At 69.4% G+C, this 23,745-nt stretch carries 2 protein-coding genes; both read left to right on the top strand.

The window, feature by feature from the left end:
* Window positions 1-223: 223 nt before the first annotated feature.
* Window positions 224-23,398, top strand: coding sequence for a non-ribosomal peptide synthase/polyketide synthase (locus tag OG716_RS14665; RefSeq protein ID WP_405138178.1), 23,175 nt, complete (start codon window positions 224-226; stop codon window positions 23,396-23,398).
* On the top strand, window positions 23,395-23,619 hold the full coding sequence (locus tag OG716_RS14660) for an MbtH family protein (RefSeq protein ID WP_405138177.1): 225 nt from the start codon (window positions 23,395-23,397) through the stop codon (window positions 23,617-23,619). Before OG716_RS14665 ends, OG716_RS14660 begins: the two co-directional genes overlap by 4 nt.
* The last annotated feature ends 126 nt before the right edge of the window (window positions 23,620-23,745 follow it).

Here is a 23,745-nt window from a genome sequence, read left to right as displayed (position 1 = left end):
GAGCCGGACCGCCCGTGGCGACCGGCCCGATTGTTGCTGCGGCAGTGAATAAATCGGCCCTATTTGCCCGAATTGACTGGTCCTATCAACGTATTTCGGGCGAAAACCAATCCGTCCGTCTGGTCTGTGCGATTAACTCTCTGGGAGTTGCAGCGAAGTTGCTGTCTGCTCTTTGATTGTTCAGGATCGTCCAGATTCTTCTATCGGAGATTGGAGTGTTTTGATGACCGCCTTGGCCTCGGAGCCCGCAGGTCGTGACGCATCGGACACGGTATTCTCTTTTCCCTTGTCAGAGGCGCAGATTGGCATATGGAACGCGCAGCACATTGCGCCAGACGAGCCGCTGACGGTCGCGCAGTACGTCGAGATTCATGGTGATTTTGATGTGGCGCGCCTCGAACAGGCCGTCCGTTTATGTGCTAGGGATTTGCAGAGCCCTCGGTTGCGAATCGTCGAGGTAGCAGGAAACCCACGTCAGATGGTGGGTCCGGACGAACCGATCGATATGGCCCGGCACGATTTCCGATCCTGCGACGACCCCCGCGCCGCCGCGATGTCCTGGATGCGCCGCGACTCCGCCGTACCGATTCCGCTGCTGGACAGTCGACTCTTCGAGTCCGCTGTCCTGCGCACCGGCGACGACGAATACCTCTGGTACGCCAAGATGCACCACATCGCCATCGACGGTTACGGGGCGATGCTGCTCGTCGCGCGCATTGCCGAGCACTACACCGCGCTCACCGACGGTGCGGCGCCGAGTCAGTCGGCTGCCAAGGATCTGCACTCCATCTACGAATCCGAGCTCGCATACCGCGATTCGGCGGCGTTCGCCGAGGACCGCCGCTTCTGGCGCGGCCGGCTGAACGCCATCGGATCGACCTTCAGCCTGAGCGACCGTTATGGCGCCGCGGGTGCGGACCGGTGGATCGAAGGCGGCGTGCTGCCTGCGACCTGCCGAACCGAACTCGATGCGGTACGTGAACGATTCGGCGCCTCGCGCCCCGCCCTGCTGACCGCCGGCGTGGCGGCCTACCTCGCCGCGGTGACCGGCAGGACGCAGGTCACCCTGAGCCTGCCGGTGACCGCCCGCACCACCCCCGAACTGCGTATGTCGGCGGGCTACGTCTCCAATGTGGTTCCGCTGCACGTCGATATCGCCGCGCACACCACGCTCGCGGATCTCGTGGGCCGAGTCGACCCCAGCATTCGGGACGCACTGCGACATCAGCGCTACCGGCACGAGGACATGCAGCGCGATCGCGGCGCGGCGGGCGAGCACCGCAGCTTCTTCGGCCCGGTGGTCAACATCATGCTGTTCCACAACGGTCTTCGTTTCGGCCGTGCGGCCGCGACCATGCATCTGCTGTCGACCGGACCGGTGGAGGACCTGTCGGTCAATATCTACAACGGCTCGGGCGCGGGTGAGCTGCATGTCGACTTCATCGGCAATCCGGCGCGCTATACCGCCGACGAACTGCGCGCGCATCATCGCCGCTTCCTGGACTACCTCACCGAATTCCTGAGGACCGCTCCGGAGTCCGTGCTCGCCGACCTGGCCGTCATGGGTCCGGCGGAACAGGAACTGGTGCTGCGGGATTGGGCGCGGACCCCTGCCGAATCGCTGCCCTCCGAGGACACGCTGGCCGACCTGTTCGATGCCACGGTCGCCGCGCACGCCGGCGCCACCGCTGTCACGTGCGACGGGGTATCACTCACCTATCGCGAGTTGGACGCTCGTGCGAATCGTCTTGCCCGGGAACTCATTCGGCACGGCGTCGGCCCCGAGACGCTGGTCGCCGTGGCGCTGCCGCGCTCACTGGACCTGGTGATCGCCCTGCTGGCGGTGATCAAGGCCGGCGGCGGATACCTCCCGATCGATCCGGACTATCCGGCCGACCGCATCGCCTACATGCTCACCGATGCCGGGCCCGCGTGCGCGATCAGTTCCGCGGCGCTGCGCTCGGCGCTCCCGGCCGGATTGCCGATCATCGCCGTGGAAGCGGTCGACCCCGCCGCCGACGGCAGTCCCATCACCGCGGCCGAGCGCCGTGGCGCGCTCACGCCCGGCAATGTCGCCTACGTCATCTACACCTCCGGATCCACCGGCCGCCCCAAGGGCGTGCAGATCCCGCACGCGAATGTAGCGACGCTGTTCGGAAACACCGACCGGGCCTACGGATTCGATCAGAACGATGTGTGGACCCTGTTCCACTCCTACGCCTTCGACTTCTCGGTGTGGGAGCTGTGGGGCCCGCTGCTGTACGGCGGCACCCTGGTCGTCGTCGATTACGAGACCTCGCGGTCGCCCGAACTGTTCCTGGCGCTGCTGCGCCGGGAACGGGTGACGGTCCTCAACCAGACCCCGTCCGCCTTCTCCCAGCTCGTCGAGGCCGACCGTATCGAGTCGGAACGCGATTCGACCCTGGCTCCACTCGCACTGCGCTACATCATCTTCGGCGGTGAGGCTCTGGAACCGCGCCGGCTGGCCGACTGGTACAGCCGTCACCACGACCACGCACCGCGCCTGGTCAATATGTACGGCATCACCGAGACGACCGTCCATGTCACGCAGCGCGCACTCGATCGTGCGGCCGCGGCCTCCGGCGGCGGCGGCATCGGCCGGGCCATTCCGGGTCTGGGAATCTTCCTGCTGGACAGCCGATTGCGACCGGCCCCCATCGGCGTCGCCGGCGAGATCTACGTCTCCGGTGCACAGCTCGCGCGCGGCTACCTCGGGCAGCCCGCGCTCTCGGGTGCGCGATTTGTGGCCAACCCGTTCGGCGCACCCGGCACCCGGCTGTACCGTTCGGGCGACCTCGGACGCTGGACGGCTGCCGGTGAACTGGAATACCTGGGCCGCGCCGACGATCAGGTCAAGGTGCGCGGTTTCCGCATCGAGCTCGGTGAGATCGAGGCGGCGCTGCTGGCTCAGGAACTGGTGCGGCAGGCCGCGGTGATCGTGCGGCACGACGATGCGGGTGATGCCGGCATCGTCGCGTACCTGGTGACCGAATCGGCTGCGGCACTGGATATTCCGGCACTGCGCGGGGCATTGGGCGAGCGGCTGCCGGAGTACATGGTGCCCGCGGCCTACGTGGTCATCGACGCGATTCCGCTGACCGCCAACGGCAAGCTGGATCGGCGCGCCCTGCCGGAGCCGGTCGTGGTGACCGTGGCCTATCGGGCCCCGGGCAGCACGGCGGAGCGGACGGTGGCGGCGGTGCTGGCCGAGGTGCTCGAGGTGGAGCGAATAGGCCTGGACGACGGCTTCTTCGCACTCGGTGGCAACTCTCTGAACGCGACCCGGGTCTCGGCGCGCATCGGCGCGGAACTCGGTGTCGCGGTACCGGTCCGGCTGGTGCTGGAGGAGACGACGGTCGAGGGCCTCGCAGCCCGGGTATCGGCACTGCTGCCCGAGCCCGGTCGCGCCGCGCTCGCCGCCCGGGTGCGCCCGGCGCGCATTCCGCTCTCCCCGGCACAGCAGCGGCTCTGGTTCATCAACCGCTTCGACCACAGCGCCTACACCTACAACATCCCGTTCGCGGTGCGCATGGACGGCGATCTGGATATCACCGCCCTGCGCGGCGCGGTCGCGGATCTGCTTGCCCGGCACGAGCCTTTGCGCACCCTCTTCCCGGACGGCCAGGACGGTCCGCACCAGGTGATCCTGGATGCGGCCGCCGCCGTTCCGGAGCTGCCGGTGGTCGAGGTGCCCGCGGCCGAGCTGGGGGAGCGCCTGCGGTCCGTCGCCGCCCGTGGATTCGAACTCACCCGTGAGACCGCACTGCGCATGGAGCTCCTGCGCACCGGGGCACGGGAACACGTGCTGGCGGTCGTGATTCACCACATCGCGGCCGACGGCTGGTCGCTGGCACCCCTGTTCGCCGATCTCTCGTCGGCATACGCGGCCCGCCTGGCCGGGCAGACCCCGCAGTGGGCGCCCCTGCCAGTGCAGTACGTGGACTACAGCCTGTGGCAGACCGAGACCCTCGGTGATGTCGCCGATCCGGCCAGTTCCGCTGCGGCGCAGCTGAATTACTGGCGCACCGAGCTGGCGGACCTGCCGGACGAACTCTCGCTGCCCTACGATCGGCCGCGCCCGGCGGTGCAGTCCTTCCGGGGCGCGAAGGTGAACGTCGCGGTGGAATCCGCCGTGCACGCCGATTTGCTGCGGCTTGCCCGCGAGACCGACGCCACCCTGTTCATGGCGGTGCATTCGGCGTTCGCGGTGCTGCTGGCGCGCCTGTCCGGAGGTCTCGATATCGCCGTCGGCACACCGGTCGCCGGTCGCGGTGAACAGGAGCTCGATGCGCTCATCGGTATGTTCGTCAATACCGTCGTCTTCCGCGCCCGGCCCGAACTCGGTGAATCCTTCCACGCGCTGCTCACCCGGCAGCGCGCGATCGATCTGGCTGCCTTCGCGCATGCGCAGCTGCCCTTCGAGCGCCTGGTGGAAGAGCTCAACCCGGTGCGCTCGACCGCCCGGCATCCACTGGTGCAGGTCGGCCTCTCGTTCCAGAACCTGGGCCGGATCGCGGTCGAACTGCCCGGCCTGACGGTGTCCGGGACCGAGATCGAAACCGGTGTGGCGCAGTTCGATCTGCAGCTGGTGCTCACCGATCACTACGACGACACCGGTGCGCCGACCGGGATCACCGGCCACTTCGTCTATGCCACCGACCTTTTCGATGAGCACACGATCGAGGGCTTCGCCGCCAGATTCGCCCGGCTGCTCGGTGACGCCGCGGCGCACCCGCACCGGGTGATCGGCGACCTCGATCTACTCGACGGCACCGAGCGCACCCGAATCCTGCACGGCTGGAACGCGACCGCGCATGCGGTCGATGCCCGCCAGACGCTGGCCTCGCTCTTCGCCGCACAGGCTGCCCGCACTCCGTCGGCGATCGCGCTGGTGGCCGAGTCGGGGCCCGAGGTCGATCCGCAGACGCTGACCTACCGGGAATTCTCCGAGCGGGTCAATCGCCTTGCCCGCCACCTGATCGCGCTGGGCGTCGGCCCCGAGGTGCGGGTGGCGCTCGCCGTGCGCCGTTCGGCGGAGCTGCTGGTCGGCATGTACGCGGTCGCCGTCGCCGGTGGCGCGTACGTCCCGATCGATCCCGATCAGCCCGCCGAGCGATTGCACTACATTCTCGGCACCGCCGCACCGCAGTGTGTGCTGAGCACTCGCGCGGATGCGGCCGGGCTGCCCGCGGTGGGTGTGCCGATCGTCGAGATCGACGCGCTGGATCTGGCCGCCGTGCCGCCGTACCCCGTCCTGGACGGCGAACGGCGTACCCCGCTGCGCCCGCAGCACACCGCCTACGTCATCTTCACCTCCGGTTCCACCGGCCGCCCGAAGGGCGTCGCGGTGCCGCATCGCGCGGTGGTGAACCAATTGCTCTGGAAGCAGCGAACTTTCGGACTCGACGGCGATGACACCGTGCTGTTGAAGACCGCCGCCACCTTCGATCTGTCGGTGTGGGAGTTCTATTCCGCAGTCCTGGTCGGTGGCCGCACCGTCATCGCGACCCCCGACGGTCATCGCGATCCGTCCTATCTGACCGCGCTGATCGAGGATCGCCGCGTCTCGGTGCTGCACCTGGTGCCGTCCATGCTCACGGCCCTCATGGCGGGACGCCAGGCGGAGCTGCCCGCCACGGTCCGGCTGGTGCTCGCCATCGGCGAGGCGCTGCCGGCCGCGACTGCGCAGCGTTTCCGCCGTGCGAATCCGCGCATTCAGCTGTGGAATCTGTACGGCCCCACCGAGGCCGCGGTCTCGGTGACCGCGCACCGGGTGGACGCCGCGGATACCGTGACGGTGCCGATCGGCCGCCCGGAATGGAACAGCCGGGTCTATGTGCTCGATACCCGGCTGCGGCCGGTCGCGCCGGGTGTTGTCGGCGACCTGTACCTCGCGGGAATTCAGCTGGCGCACGGCTATGTCAGCCGTGGCGTGCTGACGGCGGAGCGGTTCGTACCCGACCCGTTCGCGGTGGACGCGGGCGAACGCATGTACCGCACCGGAGATCTCGCGTCCTGGAAGACCTCGGGCGAGCTGGAGTACCACGGCCGCACCGACTTTCAGGTGAAGATTCGCGGCTTCCGCGTCGAGTTGGGCGATATCGAGGCCGCGCTACTGGCCGAGGACGATATCGAGACGGCCGTCGTCGTCGCGCGGGCCGATGCGCAGCGCGGCGATCAGCTTGTCGCCTATGTGGTTCCGGCCCAGGGTCGTACCGCCGAACCGGACGTGCTGCGGACTCGCCTGGCCGCCGCCCTGCCCGCCTATATGGTTCCGGCCGCCCTGATGGTGCTGCCCGAACTGCCGATGACGGCGACCGGCAAGGTCGATCGCCGGGCGCTGCCCGAGCCGGTGTTCGCGGTAGCCCGCTTCCGCCAACCGGTTTCGCGCGCCGAGCGCGCGGTGGCCGCGGTCTTCGAGGAGGTGCTGGGGGCCGAGCGGGTGGGCCTGGACGACGACTTCTTCGCCCGGGGCGGCAATTCGCTGCTGGCGACCAAGGTGGCGACGCGGCTCGCGCTGGCCTTGGACACAGTGGTCGAGGTGCGGGCGCTGTTCGACGCGCCGACCGTGGGGGCGCTGGCCGTGCTGCTGGAGCAGTCCGGTGGCGCCGGCGCGCGCCTGCAGTTGACGGCGCGGGAGCGCCCGGCGCGCATCCCACTGTCCTTGGCGCAGCAGCGCTTGTGGTTCCTGAACCGTTTCGACACCGACTCCGGCGCCTACAACATCGCCGTCGGCCTGCGCCTGTCGGGCCGACTGGAGACGGCGGCGCTGCAGCAGGCGCTCTCGGATGTGGTGGCCCGGCACGAGGTGCTGCGGACGGTCTTCCCGGAGGACGCCGAGGGACCGCATCAGGTGGTGCTTCCGGAGCACGGTGTGGTGGTGCCGTTCGCGCACATCATGTCCGGACCCGACACCGCCGATACCGATGCCCTCGAATTCGCCGCCACCGGTTTCGATCTCACCGTGCAGCCGCCGATTCGCGCGGGCCTGCTGCGGCTCACCGCCGAGGAGCATGTGCTCGTCGTGGTGATCCATCACATTGCCGCGGACGGCTGGTCCTTGACGCCGCTCGCCACCGATCTGGTGACGGCGTACGAGGCGCGTCGCTCCGGCGGGTCGCCGCAATGGGCGGCACTGCCGGTGCAGTACGCGGATTTCAGTGTGTGGCAACGGAATCTGCTGGGCAGCGAGGACGATCCCGAGAGCCCGGCGGCCCGCCAGCTCGGGTACTGGCGCGAACGCCTCGCGGAACTGCCGGAATGCCTCGAGCTGCCAGTCGACCGGCCGCGCCCGGTGGTGGCTTCGCACCGTGGCGCCACGGTGCGCACGCACCTGGACGCGACCTTGCACGCGGCGCTGAACACCGTGGCACAGCGATCCGGCGTGAGTGTGTTCATGGTGCTGCACGCCGCGCTGACGACCGTACTGGCCCGGCTCGCGGCCACCGATGATGTGGCCGTGGGCACGCCGATCGCCGGCCGGGTGGATCCCCAGCTGGACAGTCTCGTCGGCATGTTCGTCGGCACCCTGGTGCTGCGCACCAAGGTGGACACCGGCGCATCCTTCGCGGATCTGCTGCGTTCGGTGCGCGATACCGATCTGGATGCCTTCGCACATGCGGAGCTGCCGTTCGAGCGCCTGGTCGAGGTGCTCGAACCGGTGCGCTCCTCGGCGTACCACCCGCTGTTCCAGGTCATGCTGTCACTGCACAGCTCTGTTCCCGCGGCGGTCGAGCTGTCCGGACTGCGCTGCACCACCTCGGCCCTGGAGACCGGCGCGGCGCGCTGGGACCTGGAATTCACACTGATCGAACGGCATTCGGCACAGGGCGCTCCGGCGGGCATCGACCTGGCGCTGACCTACGCGACCGATCTGTTCGCGGCGGAGACCGCCCGGCGCTTCACCGACCAGTTCGCCCGGGTGCTGGCCGCGGCTGCCGCCGATCCCGGCGCGATCGTCGGCGAGCTCCCGATGCTGACAGCGGACGAGATCCGCGCCCTGGCACCGGTATCCGGGCCCGATTCCGCGCCCGTGGCGACACTGGCGGCGATCTTCACCGCCGCGGCCGCCATCGATCCTGGCGCACCCGCGGTGCGCTGTGGTGATTCCGAGTTGACCTACGCCGAACTGGATCGGCGCTCGAATCGCCTGGCACGCCTGCTCATCGGGCACGGCGTGGGCCCGGAATCCATCGTGGCACTGGGCATTCCGCGCTCCATCGATTCGGTGTGCGCCACCGTGGCGGTGGCCAAGACCGGCGCGGCCTTCCTGCCCGTCGATCCGGCCTATCCGCTGCAGCGCAAGCAGCACATGCTGGCCGACTCCGGCGCGCGGTTCGGTCTCACCGTCGCCGCACAGCGCGGGGAACTGCCGGCCGACGGCGTCACCTGGCTGGTACTCGACGATCCCGAGGTCACCGCACCGCTGGCCGGTCTGCCGGAGACCGTGGTCACCGATGCCGATCGCTCTGCGCCGCTGCACTTCTCGCACACCGCCTATCTCATCTACACCTCCGGATCGACCGGCACCCCGAAGGGCGTGACGGTCACCCACACCGGTCTCGCCGACTTCACGCGCACCATGGCCGAGCGGTTCGGCGTCGTATCCGGCGCTCGGACACTGCATTTCGCGTCGCCGAGCTTCGACGCCTCGGTGCTGGAAATGCTGCTGGCCTGGTCCGCGGGCGCGACCATGGTGGTGGCGCCGCCGCACCTGTACGGCGGCGAGGAATTGGCGGAACTGCTCGAACGCGAGCGCGTCAGCCACGCGTTCCTCACCCCGGTGGCCCTGGCCACCCTGGGCGCGGGCGGCCGATCGCTGCCCGCACTGCGCGGACTGATCGTCGGCGGCGAGGCCGTCGGCGCGGAGCTGCTCGAGCGCTGGGCAGTCGGCCGTGCGATGTTCAACGCGTACGGTCCCTCCGAGGCCACCGTTGCCGTCGCCATGTCGAATGCGCTTGCGCCGCAGCAGCAGATCGTGCTGGGCGGGCCCATCCGGGGCGCCCGGCTGGCCGTGCTGGATCGCCGTCTGCGCCCCGTCCCGGTCGGCGTTGCGGGTGAGCTCTACATCGGTGGTCCGGGCCTGGCGCGTGGTTACTTCGCGCAGCCCGGTCTGAGTGCGGCTCGGTTCATTGCCGATCCGTACGGTTCGGCAGGCGAGCGGCTGTATCGCACCGGCGACCTGGTGCGCTGGACGGCCGGCGGTGAGCTGGTCTTCCTCGGCCGCGGTGACGACCAGGTGAAGGTGCGCGGTTTCCGTATCGAACTCGGGGAGATCACCGCGGTGATCGCGGACCTCGACGGAGTTCGATTCGCGCACACCGAGGTTCGGCACGACGAGGCCGGACGCGCGCACATCGTGAGCTATGTCCGCGCCGCGGACGCGCACCAGCTGGACGCACAGTCCGTGCGAGCCCACGTCGGTGCGAAGCTGCCCGCGCATATGGTGCCCTCGGCGGTGGTCGCGCTCGATTCGATTCCCTTGTCGCCCAGCGGCAAACTGGATCGGCGCGCCCTGCCCGCACCCGTGTGGGATCTCGGCATCGCGGGCCGCGAACCGGCGACCCCGGCCGAGGCGCTGGTGGCCGGGGAAATGGCGCGCCTGCTCGGGCGCGAACAGGTCTGCGCGGATCACAGCTTCTTCGATCTGGGCGGCAACTCGCTCTCGGCCACCGGGCTGGTATCCCGGATCGCCGCCGCGTGCGGACATCGGCTCGCGGTGCGCGAGGTCTTCGAGCATCCGACCCCCGAGGGTCTGGCGCGGCTGCTGGACAGTATTGCGGGACAAGAGATCACGGACCGTCCGCGCCTGTGTGCACTGGCCCGCCCGGCGCGGGTTCCGCTCACCTCGGTACAGCGGCGACTGTGGTTCCTGAACCAGCTCGACACCGACTCCGGCGCCTACAATATTCCGGTGGCGCTGCGCCTGCGCGGCGCACTGGACGAGGCGGCGCTGCGTGCCGCCCTCACCGATCTCATTGCGCGCCACGAGATTCTGCGCACCCTGTACCCGCAGGATGATCAGGGTCCGTACCAGGCGCTCATCCCCGCCGCGGAGGTGCCGCTCACCCTGGCACTACTCGAGACCTCCGCGCTGGAGCTCGAACAGCATGTCGAGGTCGCCGCCGAGCAGGGTTTCGACCTCACCCGCGAACTCCCGCTGCGGGTCGAACTGCTGCGCACCGGAAAGACCGAATACGCGCTGGCGATGGTCGTGCACCACATCGCCATGGACGGCTGGTCGCTGGCGCCGCTGGCCTCGGACCTCATGACGGCCTATGCCGCGCGCCGGTCCGGGCACGCGCCGGAGTGGATGCCGCTGCCGGTGCAGTACGCGGATTACGCGGTGTGGCACCAGGATCTGCTCGGCGACGAGGACGATGCCGAGAGCGTGGCCGCCCAGCAGTTGCGCTACTGGCGCACCCGTCTGGCCGCGCTGCCGGACTGCCTCGACCTGCCCGCCGATCGCCCGCGCCCGGCGGTGGCCACCCATCGCGGCGATTCGGTCCGCACGCGGGTGGACGCCGGTCTGCACACCCGGCTGACGGAACTGGCGCGCAGCCGCGACGTCAGTGAATTCATGGTGCTGCACGCCGTGCTGGCGCTGCTGCTGGCCCGGCTCGCCGGCACCCCCGACATCTCGGTCGGCACCGCGATCGCGGGCCGCGGCGAACCCGAACTCGATGCGCTGATCGGCGCGTTCGTCGGCACCCTGGTGTTGCGCACGCCGGTCGACGGCGGTACCTCCTTCACCGATCTGCTGCGCACGGTGCGGGAAGCCGACCTGGAGGCGTTCGCGCACGCGGATCTGCCGTTCGAGCGGCTGGTCGAGGCACTGAATCCGGTGCGCTCCACCGCACATCACCCGCTGTTCCAGGTGAGCCTGTCGCTGGACAATTTCCAGGCGCCCGTCCTGCGGCTGCCGGGTTTGGATATCGCTGTCCAGCAGGTCGATTCGATGGTGGCGAAGTTCGATCTGCAATTCGTCTTCACCGCCGTACCGGAGGCGGGTGGCGGCTCGGGCGGTTTGGACCTGTGCCTGACCTATGCCACCGATCTGTTCGATCGCGCCACGGCGGTGGACCTGAGCCGCCGCTTCGTGCGGGCGCTGTCCGCGGCCCTCGCCGATCCCGCCGCGGCGGTGGGCGATCTGGAGCTGCTGGCTCCGGAGGAGATGCGGGCGCTCGCACCCGTGCGCGGTCCGGCGGCCGATATCGTGCTGACCCTGCCGGAGCTCTTCGCCTCGGCGGCAGCCGATCCGAATCAGATCGCCCTCGTCGCCGAGCACCGCTCCCTCACCTACGGCGAACTCGACGAGTGGTCGAATCGCCTGGCGCGCACCCTGATCGGTCAGGGCGCGGGACCGGGTGAGGTCATCGCACTGGGCCTGGCGCGATCGGTGGAGTCCGTCGTCGCGACGGTGGCCGTCGCCAAGACCGGCGCGGCCTATCTGCCCGTGGACGTGCGGCATCCGGCCGACCGGATTCGGCATATGCTCACCGACTCCGGGGCCCGGCTGGGCCTGACCACCGGCACGGACAGCGAGCTGCTGCCCGCGGATTCGACGGTGCAGTGGCTCCTGGTGGACGCGGTGTCCACTGCGGGATCGGCTGCGGCCGTGCTGGATTCCGATCGCCTCCGTCCGCTGTCCGTCGACGATATCGCCTACGTCATCTACACCTCCGGCTCCACGGGCGTGCCCAAGGGTGTCGCGGTTCCGCATCGCGGACTCGCCGCCTTCGCGCTGGAGCAGCGTGCCCGCTACGGTCTGGAATCCACCAGCCGCACACTGCATTTCGCCTCGCCCAGTTTCGATGCCTCGGTGCTCGAACTGCTGCTGGCCTGGTGCACGGGTGCGACCGTCGTGGTCGCCTCCGCGGAGATCTACGGTGGCGACGAGCTGGCGGCACTGCTGGAGGGTGCGGGCGTCACACACGCCTTCATCACCCCGGCCGCGCTGGCGAGCATCGATATCACCGCCCACCCGCTGCCGGCACTGCGCTGCCTGGTGGTCGGCGGCGAGGCGGTCGGCGCCGATCTGGTCGCCCGCTGGGCGGTCGGCCGGGCCATGTTCAATGCCTACGGTCCGTCGGAAGCGACTGTGGCGCCGGTCATGTCGGACGCACTCACCGCGGGTAGCCCCATTGTGCTGGGCCGTGTCATTCGCGGTGCGGCGCTCACCGTGCTGGACACTCGGCTGCGGCCGGTGCCGGTGGGTGTCGCAGGTGAGCTCTATGTGGCGGGTGCGGGTCTGGCCCGTGGATATGTGGGCCGGACCGCGCTCACCGCGGAGCGATTCGTGGCGAATCCGTTCGCCGGGGTCCCGGGTGAGCGCATGTACCGGACCGGTGATGTGGTGCGCTGGACGGCCGGCGGTGAGCTCATATTCGTCGGCCGCAGCGATGATCAGGTGAAGATCCGCGGTTTCCGCATCGAACTCGGCGAGATCAGCGCGGCGCTGTCGGAGGCCGAAGGAATTCGCTTCGCGCACACCGAGATCCGCCGCGACGATGCCGGAACTCCGCGCATTGTCGGCTATGTGGTCGCCGCCGGGGATCAGCGGCCGGACCGGCAGGCGCTGCGCTCGTATGCCGCCGACCGGTTGCCCGGGTACATGGTGCCCACCGCCATCGTGGTGCTGGCGGATATTCCGCTCTCACCCAGTGGCAAGCTCGATCGCCGGGCGCTGCCGGAACCGCAGTGGGAGGTGGCGGCCGGGCGTGCGCCCAGCACCCCGAGTGAGATTCTGGTGGCGAACGCCATGGCCGAGGTGGTCGGCCGCACCGAGGTCTGCGCCGATCACGACTTCTTCGAGCTGGGCGGCACCTCGCTCTCGGCGACCCGCCTGGTGGCACAGCTCGCCGCCACCACCGGTCGCCAGCTCGGTGTGCGCGCCGTCTTCGAACACCCGACCCCCGAACAGCTGGCGCGCGTCGTGGACGAGCTGCTGGCACAGGATGATCCGGGTCTGCCGCAACTCACCCGCGGCCGCCGTCCGACCCGGGTTCCGCTGTCCCCGGCGCAGCAGCGACTGTGGTTCCTGAACCGTTTCGACACCGATTCGGGCGCATACAACATCCCGGTGGCCCTGCGCCTGCGCGGCCGCCTCGATGCGGCGGCGCTGGCCGCGGCCCTGCGTGATGTGGTGGAGCGGCACGAGGCGCTGCGCACCCTGTTCCCGCAGGACGCGGACGGCCCGCACCAGGTGATCGTGCCGGTGGCGGCCGACTTCACGCTGCCCGTGGTCGAGGTTGCGGCGGAGGATATCGCGGCACGGCTGGGTGCCTTGGCCACCAGGGGATTCGATCTGGCGACGGCGCTGCCGTTGCGTGCGGAGTTGCTGCGCGCCGGTGAGCACGATCACGTGCTCGCGGTCGTCGTGCACCACATTGCCGCCGACGGCGGCTCCGTCGCCCCGCTGGCCTCCGATCTCGCGGCCGCGTATGCCGCACGGCGGCAGGGTGCGGCTCCCGAGTGGGCCGAATTGCCGGTGCAGTACGCCGATTACAGCGTCTGGCAGCGTGAGCTGCTGGGCGATGAGGCGGATTCCGCGAGTGTGGCCGCGCAGCAGCTGCGGTACTGGACCGAACGCCTGCAGGGGCAGTCGGGCAGTCTGGAACTGCCGTCCGACCGACCGCGCCCCACGATCCGATCACAGCACGGCGCTTCGGTATTCGCCCGTCTGGAGGGTTCGTCGCATGCCGCGCTCTCGCGGCTCGCCCGCGATCACGACGCCAGCCTGTTCATGGTGTTGCACGCCGTGCTGGCGGTACTGCTGGCCCGGATCACGGGCACCGCGGACGTGACGGTGGGCACTCCGATCTCCGGTCGGGCCGATGCGCGGCTGCACCCGCTGATCGGCATGTTCGCCGGCACGCTGGTGCTGCGCACCGAGGTCGATCGTGCCGCGTCCTTCTCCGGCCTGCTGGCCCAGGTGCGCGATCACGATCTGAATGCGTTCGCGCACGCCGACATTCCGTTCGAGCGCCTGGTGGAGGCCCTCGATCCGGTGCGCACGACCGCGCACCACCCGCTGTTCCAGGTCATGCTGTCGGTGCACGACGCGCTGCCGGCGCTGCCGCGACTCGATGACATCGAGGTCGCGATCGAGGACATCGCGCTGGAGATCGCGAAATTCGATCTCCAGTTCACCTTCACCGAATCGCATACCGCACAGGGTGATCCGGACGGCATCGAGATCTGCCTGACCTACGCGACCGATATGTTCGAGGCCGAGACCGCCGAGCGTCTCGGCGCCCGCTTCGTCCGGCTGTTGTCCGGAGTGAGCGGCCGTCCGCACACCGCGGTCGGCGATATCGACCTGCTGTCGGTGCCGGAGCGCTCCGAGCTGGCGCCCGCGCGCGGTGTCAACGGACCGGTGCCGGCGACCCTGGCGGAGGTGTTCACCGCCGCCGCGGCGACGCGGGATGCCATTGCGGTGGTGTCGGATTCGGGCACGCTGACCTACGGCGAACTCGATGAACGCTCGAACCGGGTGGCGCGGGCGCTGCTGGCGCACGGCGTGGGCCCCGGCGATATCGTCGCGCTCGGCCTGCCCCGCTCGCCGGAATCGGTGCTCGCCACCGTGGCCGTCACCAAGACCGGTGCGACCTTCGTGCCCGTCGATGTGCGCTATCCGGCCGAGCGGATCGCGCATATGCTCACCGATTCCGGTGCGCGACTGGGCATTACCACGGCTGCTCATTCCGCGGCGCTGCCGGAGGTGCTGAACTGGCTCACCCTGGCGGAACTGGAGCGGACCGAATCCGCCGCACCGATCACCGATTCCGATCGGCTGCGCTGGCTGGGCATCGACGACCTCGCCTACATCATCTACACCTCCGGTTCCACCGGGGTGCCCAAGGGTGTGGCGGTCACCCATCGCGGTATGGCCGGGTTCGCGGTCGAGCAGCGCACCCGGTACCTCATGGACTCCGATTCGCGGCCACTGCATTTCGCCTCGCCGAGCTTCGACGCCTCGATTCTGGAACTGCTGCTGGCCTGGTGCTCGGGCGGTGCCCTGGTGCTCGCCTCGCCCGAGGTGTACGGCGGTGACGACCTGGCCGCGCTGCTGGACCGGGAGCGGGTGACCCACGCCTTCATCACCCCGGCGGCGCTGGCGAGCATCGATATCGCCCGCTGGCCGCTGCCCGCACTGCAGCACCTGTCGGTGGGCGGTGAAGCGGTGGGTGCGGATCTGGTGGCCCGCTGGGCTCCGGAACGGCACCTGTACATCGGCTACGGACCGACCGAAACCACCATCATGAGCGCCATGTCGACGCCACTGGCGGCGGATGACGCGGTGGTGCTCGGCCGTCCGATTCGCGGCACCGGAATGGTCGTGCTCGATGAGCGTCTGCGCCCGGTGCCGCCGGGTGTGGCCGGTGAACTGTACATCGGCGGCGACGGTCTGGCACGCGGGTATCACCGGCGGCCCGGTCTGACCGCCGGCCGCTTCGTCTCGAATCCGTTCGCGACCCTGCCGGGCGCGCGGATGTACCGCACCGGTGATGTGGTGCGCTGGACGCAGTCCGGTGAACTGGACTTCGTCGGCCGCAGTGATGATCAGGTGAAGATCCGCGGTTTCCGGATCGAGCTCGGCGAGATCAGCGCCGTGGTGGTCGATGCCGAGGCCATTCGCTTCGCCCACACCGAGATCCGTGACGACGCCGCGGGCCGGCCTGCCATCGTCTGCTATGTCGTCCCGGAGGACGGTCAGACCGTGGATACCGCGCAGCTGCGCGATATCGCGGCCGAGCGTCTCCCGGCGCACATGGTCCCCGCCATGTTCGTGCCATTGGTCTCGATCCCGTTGTCGCCCACCGGAAAACTCGATCGCCGTGCCCTGCCGGAACCGGCCTGGGCGACGGTCGAAGGCGGACGTGCCCCGCGCACGCCCAATGAGAAGCTGGTGGCGCAGGTCATGGCCGAGGTGCTCGGTCACGACCAGGTCTGCGCCGATCACGGATTCTTCGAGCTGGGCGGCAATTCGCTCTCCGCGACGCAGTTGGTCGCGCGTATCACCGCCGCCTCCGGACAGCGGCTGGCGGTGCGCGCGGTCTTCGAACACCCGACACCCGCCGGACTGGCGCTGCTGCTGGATGATTCGATGGGCGAGGCGTCCGCCGGGCGCCCGGTCCTCATGCCGGGTCAGCGCCCCGAACGGGTGCCGCTGTCCCTGGCGCAGCAGCGGCTGTGGTTCCTGAGCCGCTTCGATCCGGGTTCGGCCGCCTACAACATTCCGGTGGGCCTGCGCCTGACCGGCCGTCTGAACGCGGCGGCGCTGCAGCAGGCGGTGTCGGATGTGGTTGCGCGGCACGAGGTGCTGCGCACGGTCTTCCCCGAGGACGGGCAGGGGCCGCATCAGGTGGTGGTGCCGGAGACCGCGGCGGTGGTGCCTTTCGTGCGCATCGTCTCCAGCCCGAGCACGGTGATCACCGATGCGTTCGAGCTGGCGCAGGCCGGATTCGACCTCGCGGCCGAGATTCCGATCCGCGCGGCCCTGCTGCAGGTCGGCCCCGATGAGCATGTCCTCGTCGTGGTGATCCACCACATCGCCGCCGACGGCTGGTCGCTCACGCCGCTGGCCGCGAATCTGGTGGCGGCCTACGGGGCGCGCTGCTCCGGCGCCGCACCCGCATGGCCGGCGCTGCCGGTCCAGTACGCGGATTTCAGTGTGTGGCAACGGGAATTGCTCGGCAGCGAGGACGATCCGGAGAGTCTGACCACGCGGCAGCTGCAGTACTGGACCGAGCGCTTGGCGGATCTGCCGGAGTGCCTGGAACTGCCCGTCGACCGGCCCCGGCCGGTGGTGGCCTCCCATCGCGGCGCCTCGACCTCGGTGCGCATCGATGCGGAACTGCTTGCCCGCCTGGCGCATTCGGCGCAGTCGAACGATGTCAGCGTGTTCATGGTGCTGCACGCGGTACTGGCGGTGCTCATCGCCCGCACCAGCGGCAGCGGTGATATCGCCATCGGCACCGCGGTGGCCGGGCGCGGCGACGCGGCGCTCGACGATCTGATCGGCATGTTCGTCGGAACGCTGGTGCTGCGCACCAGGATCGACGGTGCGGCCAGTTTCGCCGAGGTGCTGGCAGCGGTGCGCGATACCGATCTCGATGCCTTCGCGCACGCCGATCTGCCCTTCGAGCGGCTGGTCGAGGTGCTCAACCCGGTGCGCTCGACCGCGCATCACCCGCTGTTCCAGGTAAGTCTGTCGCTCACCAATATGGGTGTGCCGACGGTGCGCCTGCCGGACGTCGCGGTGACGGGCTTCCCGGTCGATCCGGGCCTGGCGAAGTGCGATCTGCAATTCACCTTCACCGAAGCCTTTACCGCGCACGGTGATCCGGACGGCATCGAGATGTCGCTGTCCTACGCCACCGATCTGTTCGATACCGCCACCGCGGACCGGATGAGCCGCCGGTTCGTCCGGCTGCTGGCGGCGGTGCTGGCCCGGCCGGAGATCGCGGTCGGCGACGCGGATGTGCTGTCCGCGTGGGAGCGTTCGGTGCTGGCTCCGGCACACGGCGCCCGGGCCGCGGATCCCGTCACACTGCCCGAGCTGTTCGCCCGGGTGGTGCGGGCCGATCACCCCGCGCTCGTCACGGCGGAGCGGACGCTGACCTACGGTGAGCTCGACGCCTGGACGAATCGCCTGGCCCGCAAGCTGATCGCGCGTGGGGTCGGACCCGGTGACGTGGTCGCACTCGGCCTGGCCCGGTCACTGGAATCGGTGGCGGGCTCGCTGGCCATCGCCAAGACCGGCGCGGCCTTTCTGCCGGTCGACGTGCGTCATCCGATGGACCGCATCCGGCATATGCTCACCGATTCGGCGGTGCGATTCGGACTCACCTGCACCACCGACCGTGCCGCGCTTCCCGGTGATCTCGGCATCGAGTGGATGCTGGTCGACGACGCCGCGGACATGTCCTCCGCACCGCTGGACGCCGGTGAGCTGCGCCGCGTACCGCGGATCGACGATATCGCGTATCTGATCTACACCTCCGGATCCACCGGTCTGCCCAAGGGCGTGGCCGTCACGCATCGCGGCGTGTTCAACTGCGCCGAGGTGCAACGGGTCCGGTTCGCTGTCGAGCCGTCCGCGCGGACACTGCATCTGGCCTCGCCGAGCTTCGATGTGGCGGTGCTGGAGCTGCTGCTGGCCTGGTCCGCGGGCACGACCATGGTGATCGTCCCGATCGACGTCTACGGTGGTGACCCGCTGGCGGAACTGATCGAGGCGAACGCGGTCACCCATGTCGTCATCACCCCCGCCGCGCTGGCCAGCATCGATGCGGACCGCTGGCCGCTGCCGCATCTGCACACGCTGATAGTCGGCGGTGAGGCGTTCGACCGGGAACTGGTGGAGCAGTGGGGCCGGGGCCGCGATATGTCGAACGGGTACGGCCCGTCCGAGGCGACCATTGCGACCACCTTCTCCGAGCCCATGCATCCGGACCGGCCGATCGTCCTCGGCCGCCCGATGCGCGGTGTGTCCACGGTGGTGCTGGACGCGCGTCTGCGCCCCGTGCCGCCCGGTGTGGTGGGCGAGCTCTATGTCGGCGGGATCGGCCTGGCACAGGGCTACCACCGGCGTCCGGCGCTGACTTCCGAACGGTTCGTGGCGAATCCGTTCGGTGGTAAGGGTGAGCGGATGTACCGCACCGGGGATCTGGTGCGGTGGAACGCCGAGGGTGAGCTGGTATTCGCCGGTCGTGCCGACGATCAGGTCAAGGTGCGCGGTTTCCGTATCGAACTCGGTGAGATCTCCGCTGTGGTCGCCGCCTGCGCGGGAGTTCGATTCGCGCACACCGAGGTTCGCAAGGACGACGGCGGCCGGGCGCATATCGTCTGCTACGTCGTCGCGTTGGAGGGCGTCGCCCTGGAGGCGCGCGAACTGCACGACCTCGCCGCCCAGCAGCTTCCGGCGCATATGGTGCCGTCGGCCTTCCTGATGCTGGACTCGATTCCCTTGTCGCCCAACGGGAAACTGGATCGCCGTGCGCTGCCGGAGCCGGACTGGACCGTCAGCGATACCGGTCGTGCCCCGCGCACACCCGGCGAGGTGCTGGTGGCCGAGGCCATGGCCGAGGTCGTCGGCCGCGAAAGCGTCTGCGCGGACCACAGTTTCTTCGATCTCGGCGGCAACTCGCTGTCGGCGACACAGCTGGTGGCGCGCATCGCCGCGGCCTCCGGCTGCCGGCTGGAGGTGCGGGCGGTGTTCGAGCACCCGACGCCCGAGAAGCTCGGCGCACTGCTCGATCGGGTGCTGTCCGCCGGTGGCGGGGACCGGCCCGCGCTGGTCTCCCGGCCCCGGCCCGCACGGATTCCGCTGTCTCCGGCGCAGCAGCGGCTCTGGTTGCTGAACCGGTTCGATACCGCCTCGGGCGTGTACAACATCCCGCTGGTGCTGCGGCTGCGCGGCGCCCTGGATGTGGAAGCGCTGCAGCGGGCGGTCGCGGACGTGGTGGCACGACACGAGGTGCTGCACACGGTGTTCCCGGCGGATGCGGAGGGTCCGCACCAGGTGGTGCTGTCCGTCGCCGATCCGGCGCTCGACGTGCCGCTGCACGAGCTCGCCGCCGCGGCTGTGCCAGAGTTCATCGGGTCGTTCATCATGGCGGGATTCGATGTGACACAGCAGCTTCCGGTGCGTGCCGGACTGCTGCGCCTCGCGGCCGACGAACACCTGCTGGTGCTCGTCATGCACCACATCGTCGCCGACGGCGCCTCCGCGGGACCGCTCGCGATGGATCTGGCCGCGGCCTATGCGGCGCGGCGGGAACAGCGGGCGCCCGAATGGGCCGCGCTGCCGGTGCAGTACGCCGATTTCAGTCTGTGGCAGCACGCGGTGCTCGGTAGTGAGGAAGACCCCGAGAGCCCGGCCGCGCGTCAGCTGGAGTACTGGACGAGCAAGCTTGCCGGAACACCGGACTGCCTCACGTTGCCGATGGACCGGCCGCGCCCCGCGGTCCCGTCCCAGCGTGGTGCGTCGGTGTTCGCCCGCATCGATGCCGAATTGCACGACGAGCTCACCGAATTGGCGCGCTGGCACGGTGTCAGCGTCTTCATGGTGCTGCACGCGGTGCTGGCGGTGCTGCTGGGCCGGCTCGGCAGTACCGACGATGTGGTGGTGGGTACGCCGATCGGCGGCAGGGTGGATCCGCAGCTGGATCTGCTGGTCGGCATGTTCGTCGGCACGCTGGTGCTGCGGACGTCCGTCGCACCCGGCGACACCTTCGCCGAACTGCTCGACACCGTGCGCGAAACGGATCTGGATGCGTTCGCGCACGCCGATATTCCGTTCGAGCGACTGGTGGAGGCGCTGGATCCGGCCCGCTCGGCGGCGCATCATCCGCTCTTCCAGGTCATGCTGTCGGTGCACAATGTGATGCCGGGTCTGCCGCGGCTGGCCGAGGTGACCGCGATCGCCGAGGATGCGGCGTTCGAGGTGGCCAAGTTCGATCTGCAATTCACGCTCACCGAGAAGCAGACCGCGCACGGTGCTCCGGACGGCATCGATCTGTGCGTCACCTATGCCACCGATCTGTTCGATGCCGGTAGCGCGGAAGTGCTGTGCCACCGGTTCGTCCGGCTGCTCACGGCGGCGATCGGTGATCCCGCCACCGCGGTGGGGGATCTGGATCTGCTCGATGCGCAGGAGATGCGCACGCTGGCTCCGGTCCGGGGATCGGCGTCGGTCACCGCCGCCACCTTCCCTGAGGTATTCGCCGCGGCCGTCGCCCGCGCGCCGGGCACGGTCGCGGTCTGCGACCGGGAGATCCAGATGAGCTACGACCAGCTGGATCGATCCACCAACCGGCTGGCGCGAGCGCTGCTGGCGCGCGGTGTCGGTCCGGAATCGTATGTGGCGCTCGGTATTCCGCGCTCGGTGGAATCGGTGCGGGCCATGTTCGCGGTGCTCAAGACCGGTGCGGCGTTCGTGCCGGTCGATCCGTCCTATCCCGCGCAGCGCAAGGAGCACATGCTCAGCGATTCGCGGGCGCGCATCGGGCTGACGGTCTCGCGGTGCCGCGGGGATGTGCCGGTGGGTCCGCAGTGGCTGGTGCTCGATGATCCGGCCTTCGCCGCGGAAACCCGGTTCTATTCGGGCGCAACGCTTTCCGATGCCGAGTTCATTCGCGCACCGCGGCTGGGCAATCCGGCGTACCTGATCTACACCTCGGGATCCACCGGTGTGCCCAAGGGTGTTGTCGTCACCCATGCCGGCCTGGCCGATTTCGCGGCCGAGCTCGCGCATCGCGGCGGTGTCACCACGCGCTCGCGGGTATTGCATTTCGCGTCACCGAGTTTCGACGCCGCAATCCTGGAGATCCTGCTGGCCCTCGGCAGCGCCGCCACCCTGGTGCTGGCCGATACGGGGATCTTCGGCGGCGACGAACTGCGGGACCTGTTGCACGCGGAGCGGATCACGCACGCGTTCGTGACGCCCGCGGCGCTGGCGACCGTCGAGCCCGGCGGGCTCGGCGAACTCGAAATGATCATGGTCGGCGGTGACCGCACCGGCGGTGAACTGGTGCAGCGCTGGGTCGGGGCCGATGTGCCGGGTCGCACCATGCTCAATGCGTACGGTCCCTCGGAGATCACCGTCGCGGCGAGCATCAGCGCCGGACTGCGGCCGGGCGTGCCGGTCACCATCGGCGGACCGCTGCGCGGGTTCGCACTGATGGTGCTCGACGGGCGGCTGCGCCCGGTTCCGGTGGGCGTACCGGGAGAGCTGTATATCGCCGGAATCGCCCTGGCGCGTGGTTATCACCGCCGTCCCGCACTGACCGCCGAGCGGTTCATCGCGAGTCCGTTCGGAGCACCGGGCGACCGTATGTACCGCACCGGAGATCTGGTGCGGTGGGTGATGTCCAGCGGCAGGCAGGAGCTGGAGTACCTCGGTCGCGGCGATGATCAGGTGAAGATCCGCGGGTTCCGCATCGAGTTCGGTGAGATCAATGCCGCGCTCTCGGACCACGCCGAGGTGACCGCGGCGACGACCATCGGATACGAGATGGCCAGCGGTGCACTGATTCTCGCCGCCTACATCGTGCCGGCGCCCGGCGCCGCGGTGAACGTCGAGGAGCTGCGCCGGCACGTCGCCGGTCGCGTGCCGGAATACATGGTGCCGCAGTCGATTACGGTCCTGGAATCCCTGCCGCTGACACCGGCCGGGAAGCTGGATCGCACGGCGCTGCCCGAACCGGAACTGCTCGCGGCGGCGACGTTCCGGGCGCCCGCCACCCCCGTCGAAGCGGTGGTGTGTGCCGCCTTCGCCGAGGTGCTGGGTCTGGAATCGGTGGGTGCGGACGACAACTTCTTCGAGTTGGGCGGCACCTCACTGCTGGCTACCCGGCTGGTCGCGGTGATCCGGGATCAGCACGGGGCCGATGTGCCGATGCAGGCGCTGTTCCTCGATCCCACCCCGGCCGGTATCGCCGCGCGGGTCGAGGCGCCGTCCGACGGCGACAATGCCGTCGCGGCGGCATTGAGTCCGCTGCTGCCGATTCGCCCGAACGGCGCACTGCCGCCGCTGTTCTGCGTGCACTCGGTCAGTGGTGTGGCCTGGAGCTACACCGGACTGCTGCCGCACCTGGAACCGGATCGGCCGATCTACGGTCTGCAGCTGCCGCACCTGAGCGAGGACGACTGCGGTCTGGACACGGTCGAGCAGCTCGCGCAGCGGTATATCCATGAGATGCAGACCGTGCAGCCGCACGGGCCGTATCACCTGCTGGGCTGGTCGCTGGGCGGGCTGATCGCCTACGACATCGCGACCAGGCTGGAAGCGGCGGGTGAGCAGGTCCAGATGCTGGCCATGCTGGACAGCCGCATCCTGGCCGATGAACCGGAGATCGCGGACGCCAGCGCCGGTGAACTGCTGGCGGCACTGCTGGGCGATTCGAGCCTCGCGGCGGAGAACGTCTCCGCCGAGCGCGCGGCGGAATTGCTGCACGAGCACCAGGGTCCGTTCGGTGCGCTCGGCGCCGCCCATATGGAGCGGCTGTACACGGGCTACCTGGCCGGAACCAGCATGGGCTACCGGTTCCGTCCGCGCCGCTACGACGGTGATCTGGTGTATTTCACTGCCACAGAGCCGGATTCACCCCCCTCCGCCGGCGGTCAGGCGCCGCCGACACCCGGCGCGGGTCCGTGGCGCGGCGTGGTGCGCGGCGAGATCACCGAGCACTTCGTGGGCTGCTCACACGTCGATATGGGTTCACCGCGGGCACTGGACGAAATCGGTCCGATGCTGCGGCAGCACCTCAGCGAAGGTGAATGCCGGACAGGGTTTTCCGTTCAGGCCGCCGCCGACCGGCGCTGGTCGTCATCGAGTACGAATACCGGAACAGGAAGGGAGATCGAATGAGCGAGACCAACCCGTTCGACAATGAGGAGGGCCGATTCGCGGTGCTCGTCAATGCCGAGGGGCAGCATTCGCTGTGGCCGGATTTCGCGGCGGTGCCCGATGGTTGGCAGCTGGTCCACGAGGGTAGCCGCAGGGAATGCCTGGATTACGTGGAGCAGCACTGGACCGATATGCGGCCCAACAGCCTGGTCGCCGCCATGGCCGCGGACGCTCGGTCCTGAGGAACGCGGACGCTCGGTCCTGAGGAACGCCGACGCTCGGTCCTGAGGAACGCCGACGCTCGGTCCTGAGGAACGCCGACGCTCGGTCCTGAGGAAGTAGTGCTGTGTGACCGGGCCCCGGGCAAT

The sequence above is a fragment of the Nocardia sp. NBC_01388 genome (genome assembly GCF_045040085.1).
Classification (GTDB): domain Bacteria; phylum Actinomycetota; class Actinomycetes; order Mycobacteriales; family Mycobacteriaceae; genus Nocardia.
The sequence above is the reverse complement of the archived record's forward strand: the minus strand, read 5'-3'. Positions and strand labels throughout refer to the sequence as shown.

Bases quoted from the DNA above. Each gene is read 5' to 3' on its own strand.
- OG716_RS14665 (WP_405138178.1), top strand. From the start codon at position 224: ATGACCGCCTTGGCCTCGGAGCCCGCAGGTCGTGACGCATCGGACACG.
- OG716_RS14660 (WP_405138177.1), top strand. From the start codon at position 23,395: ATGAGCGAGACCAACCCGTTCGACAATGAGGAGGGCCGATTCGCGGTG.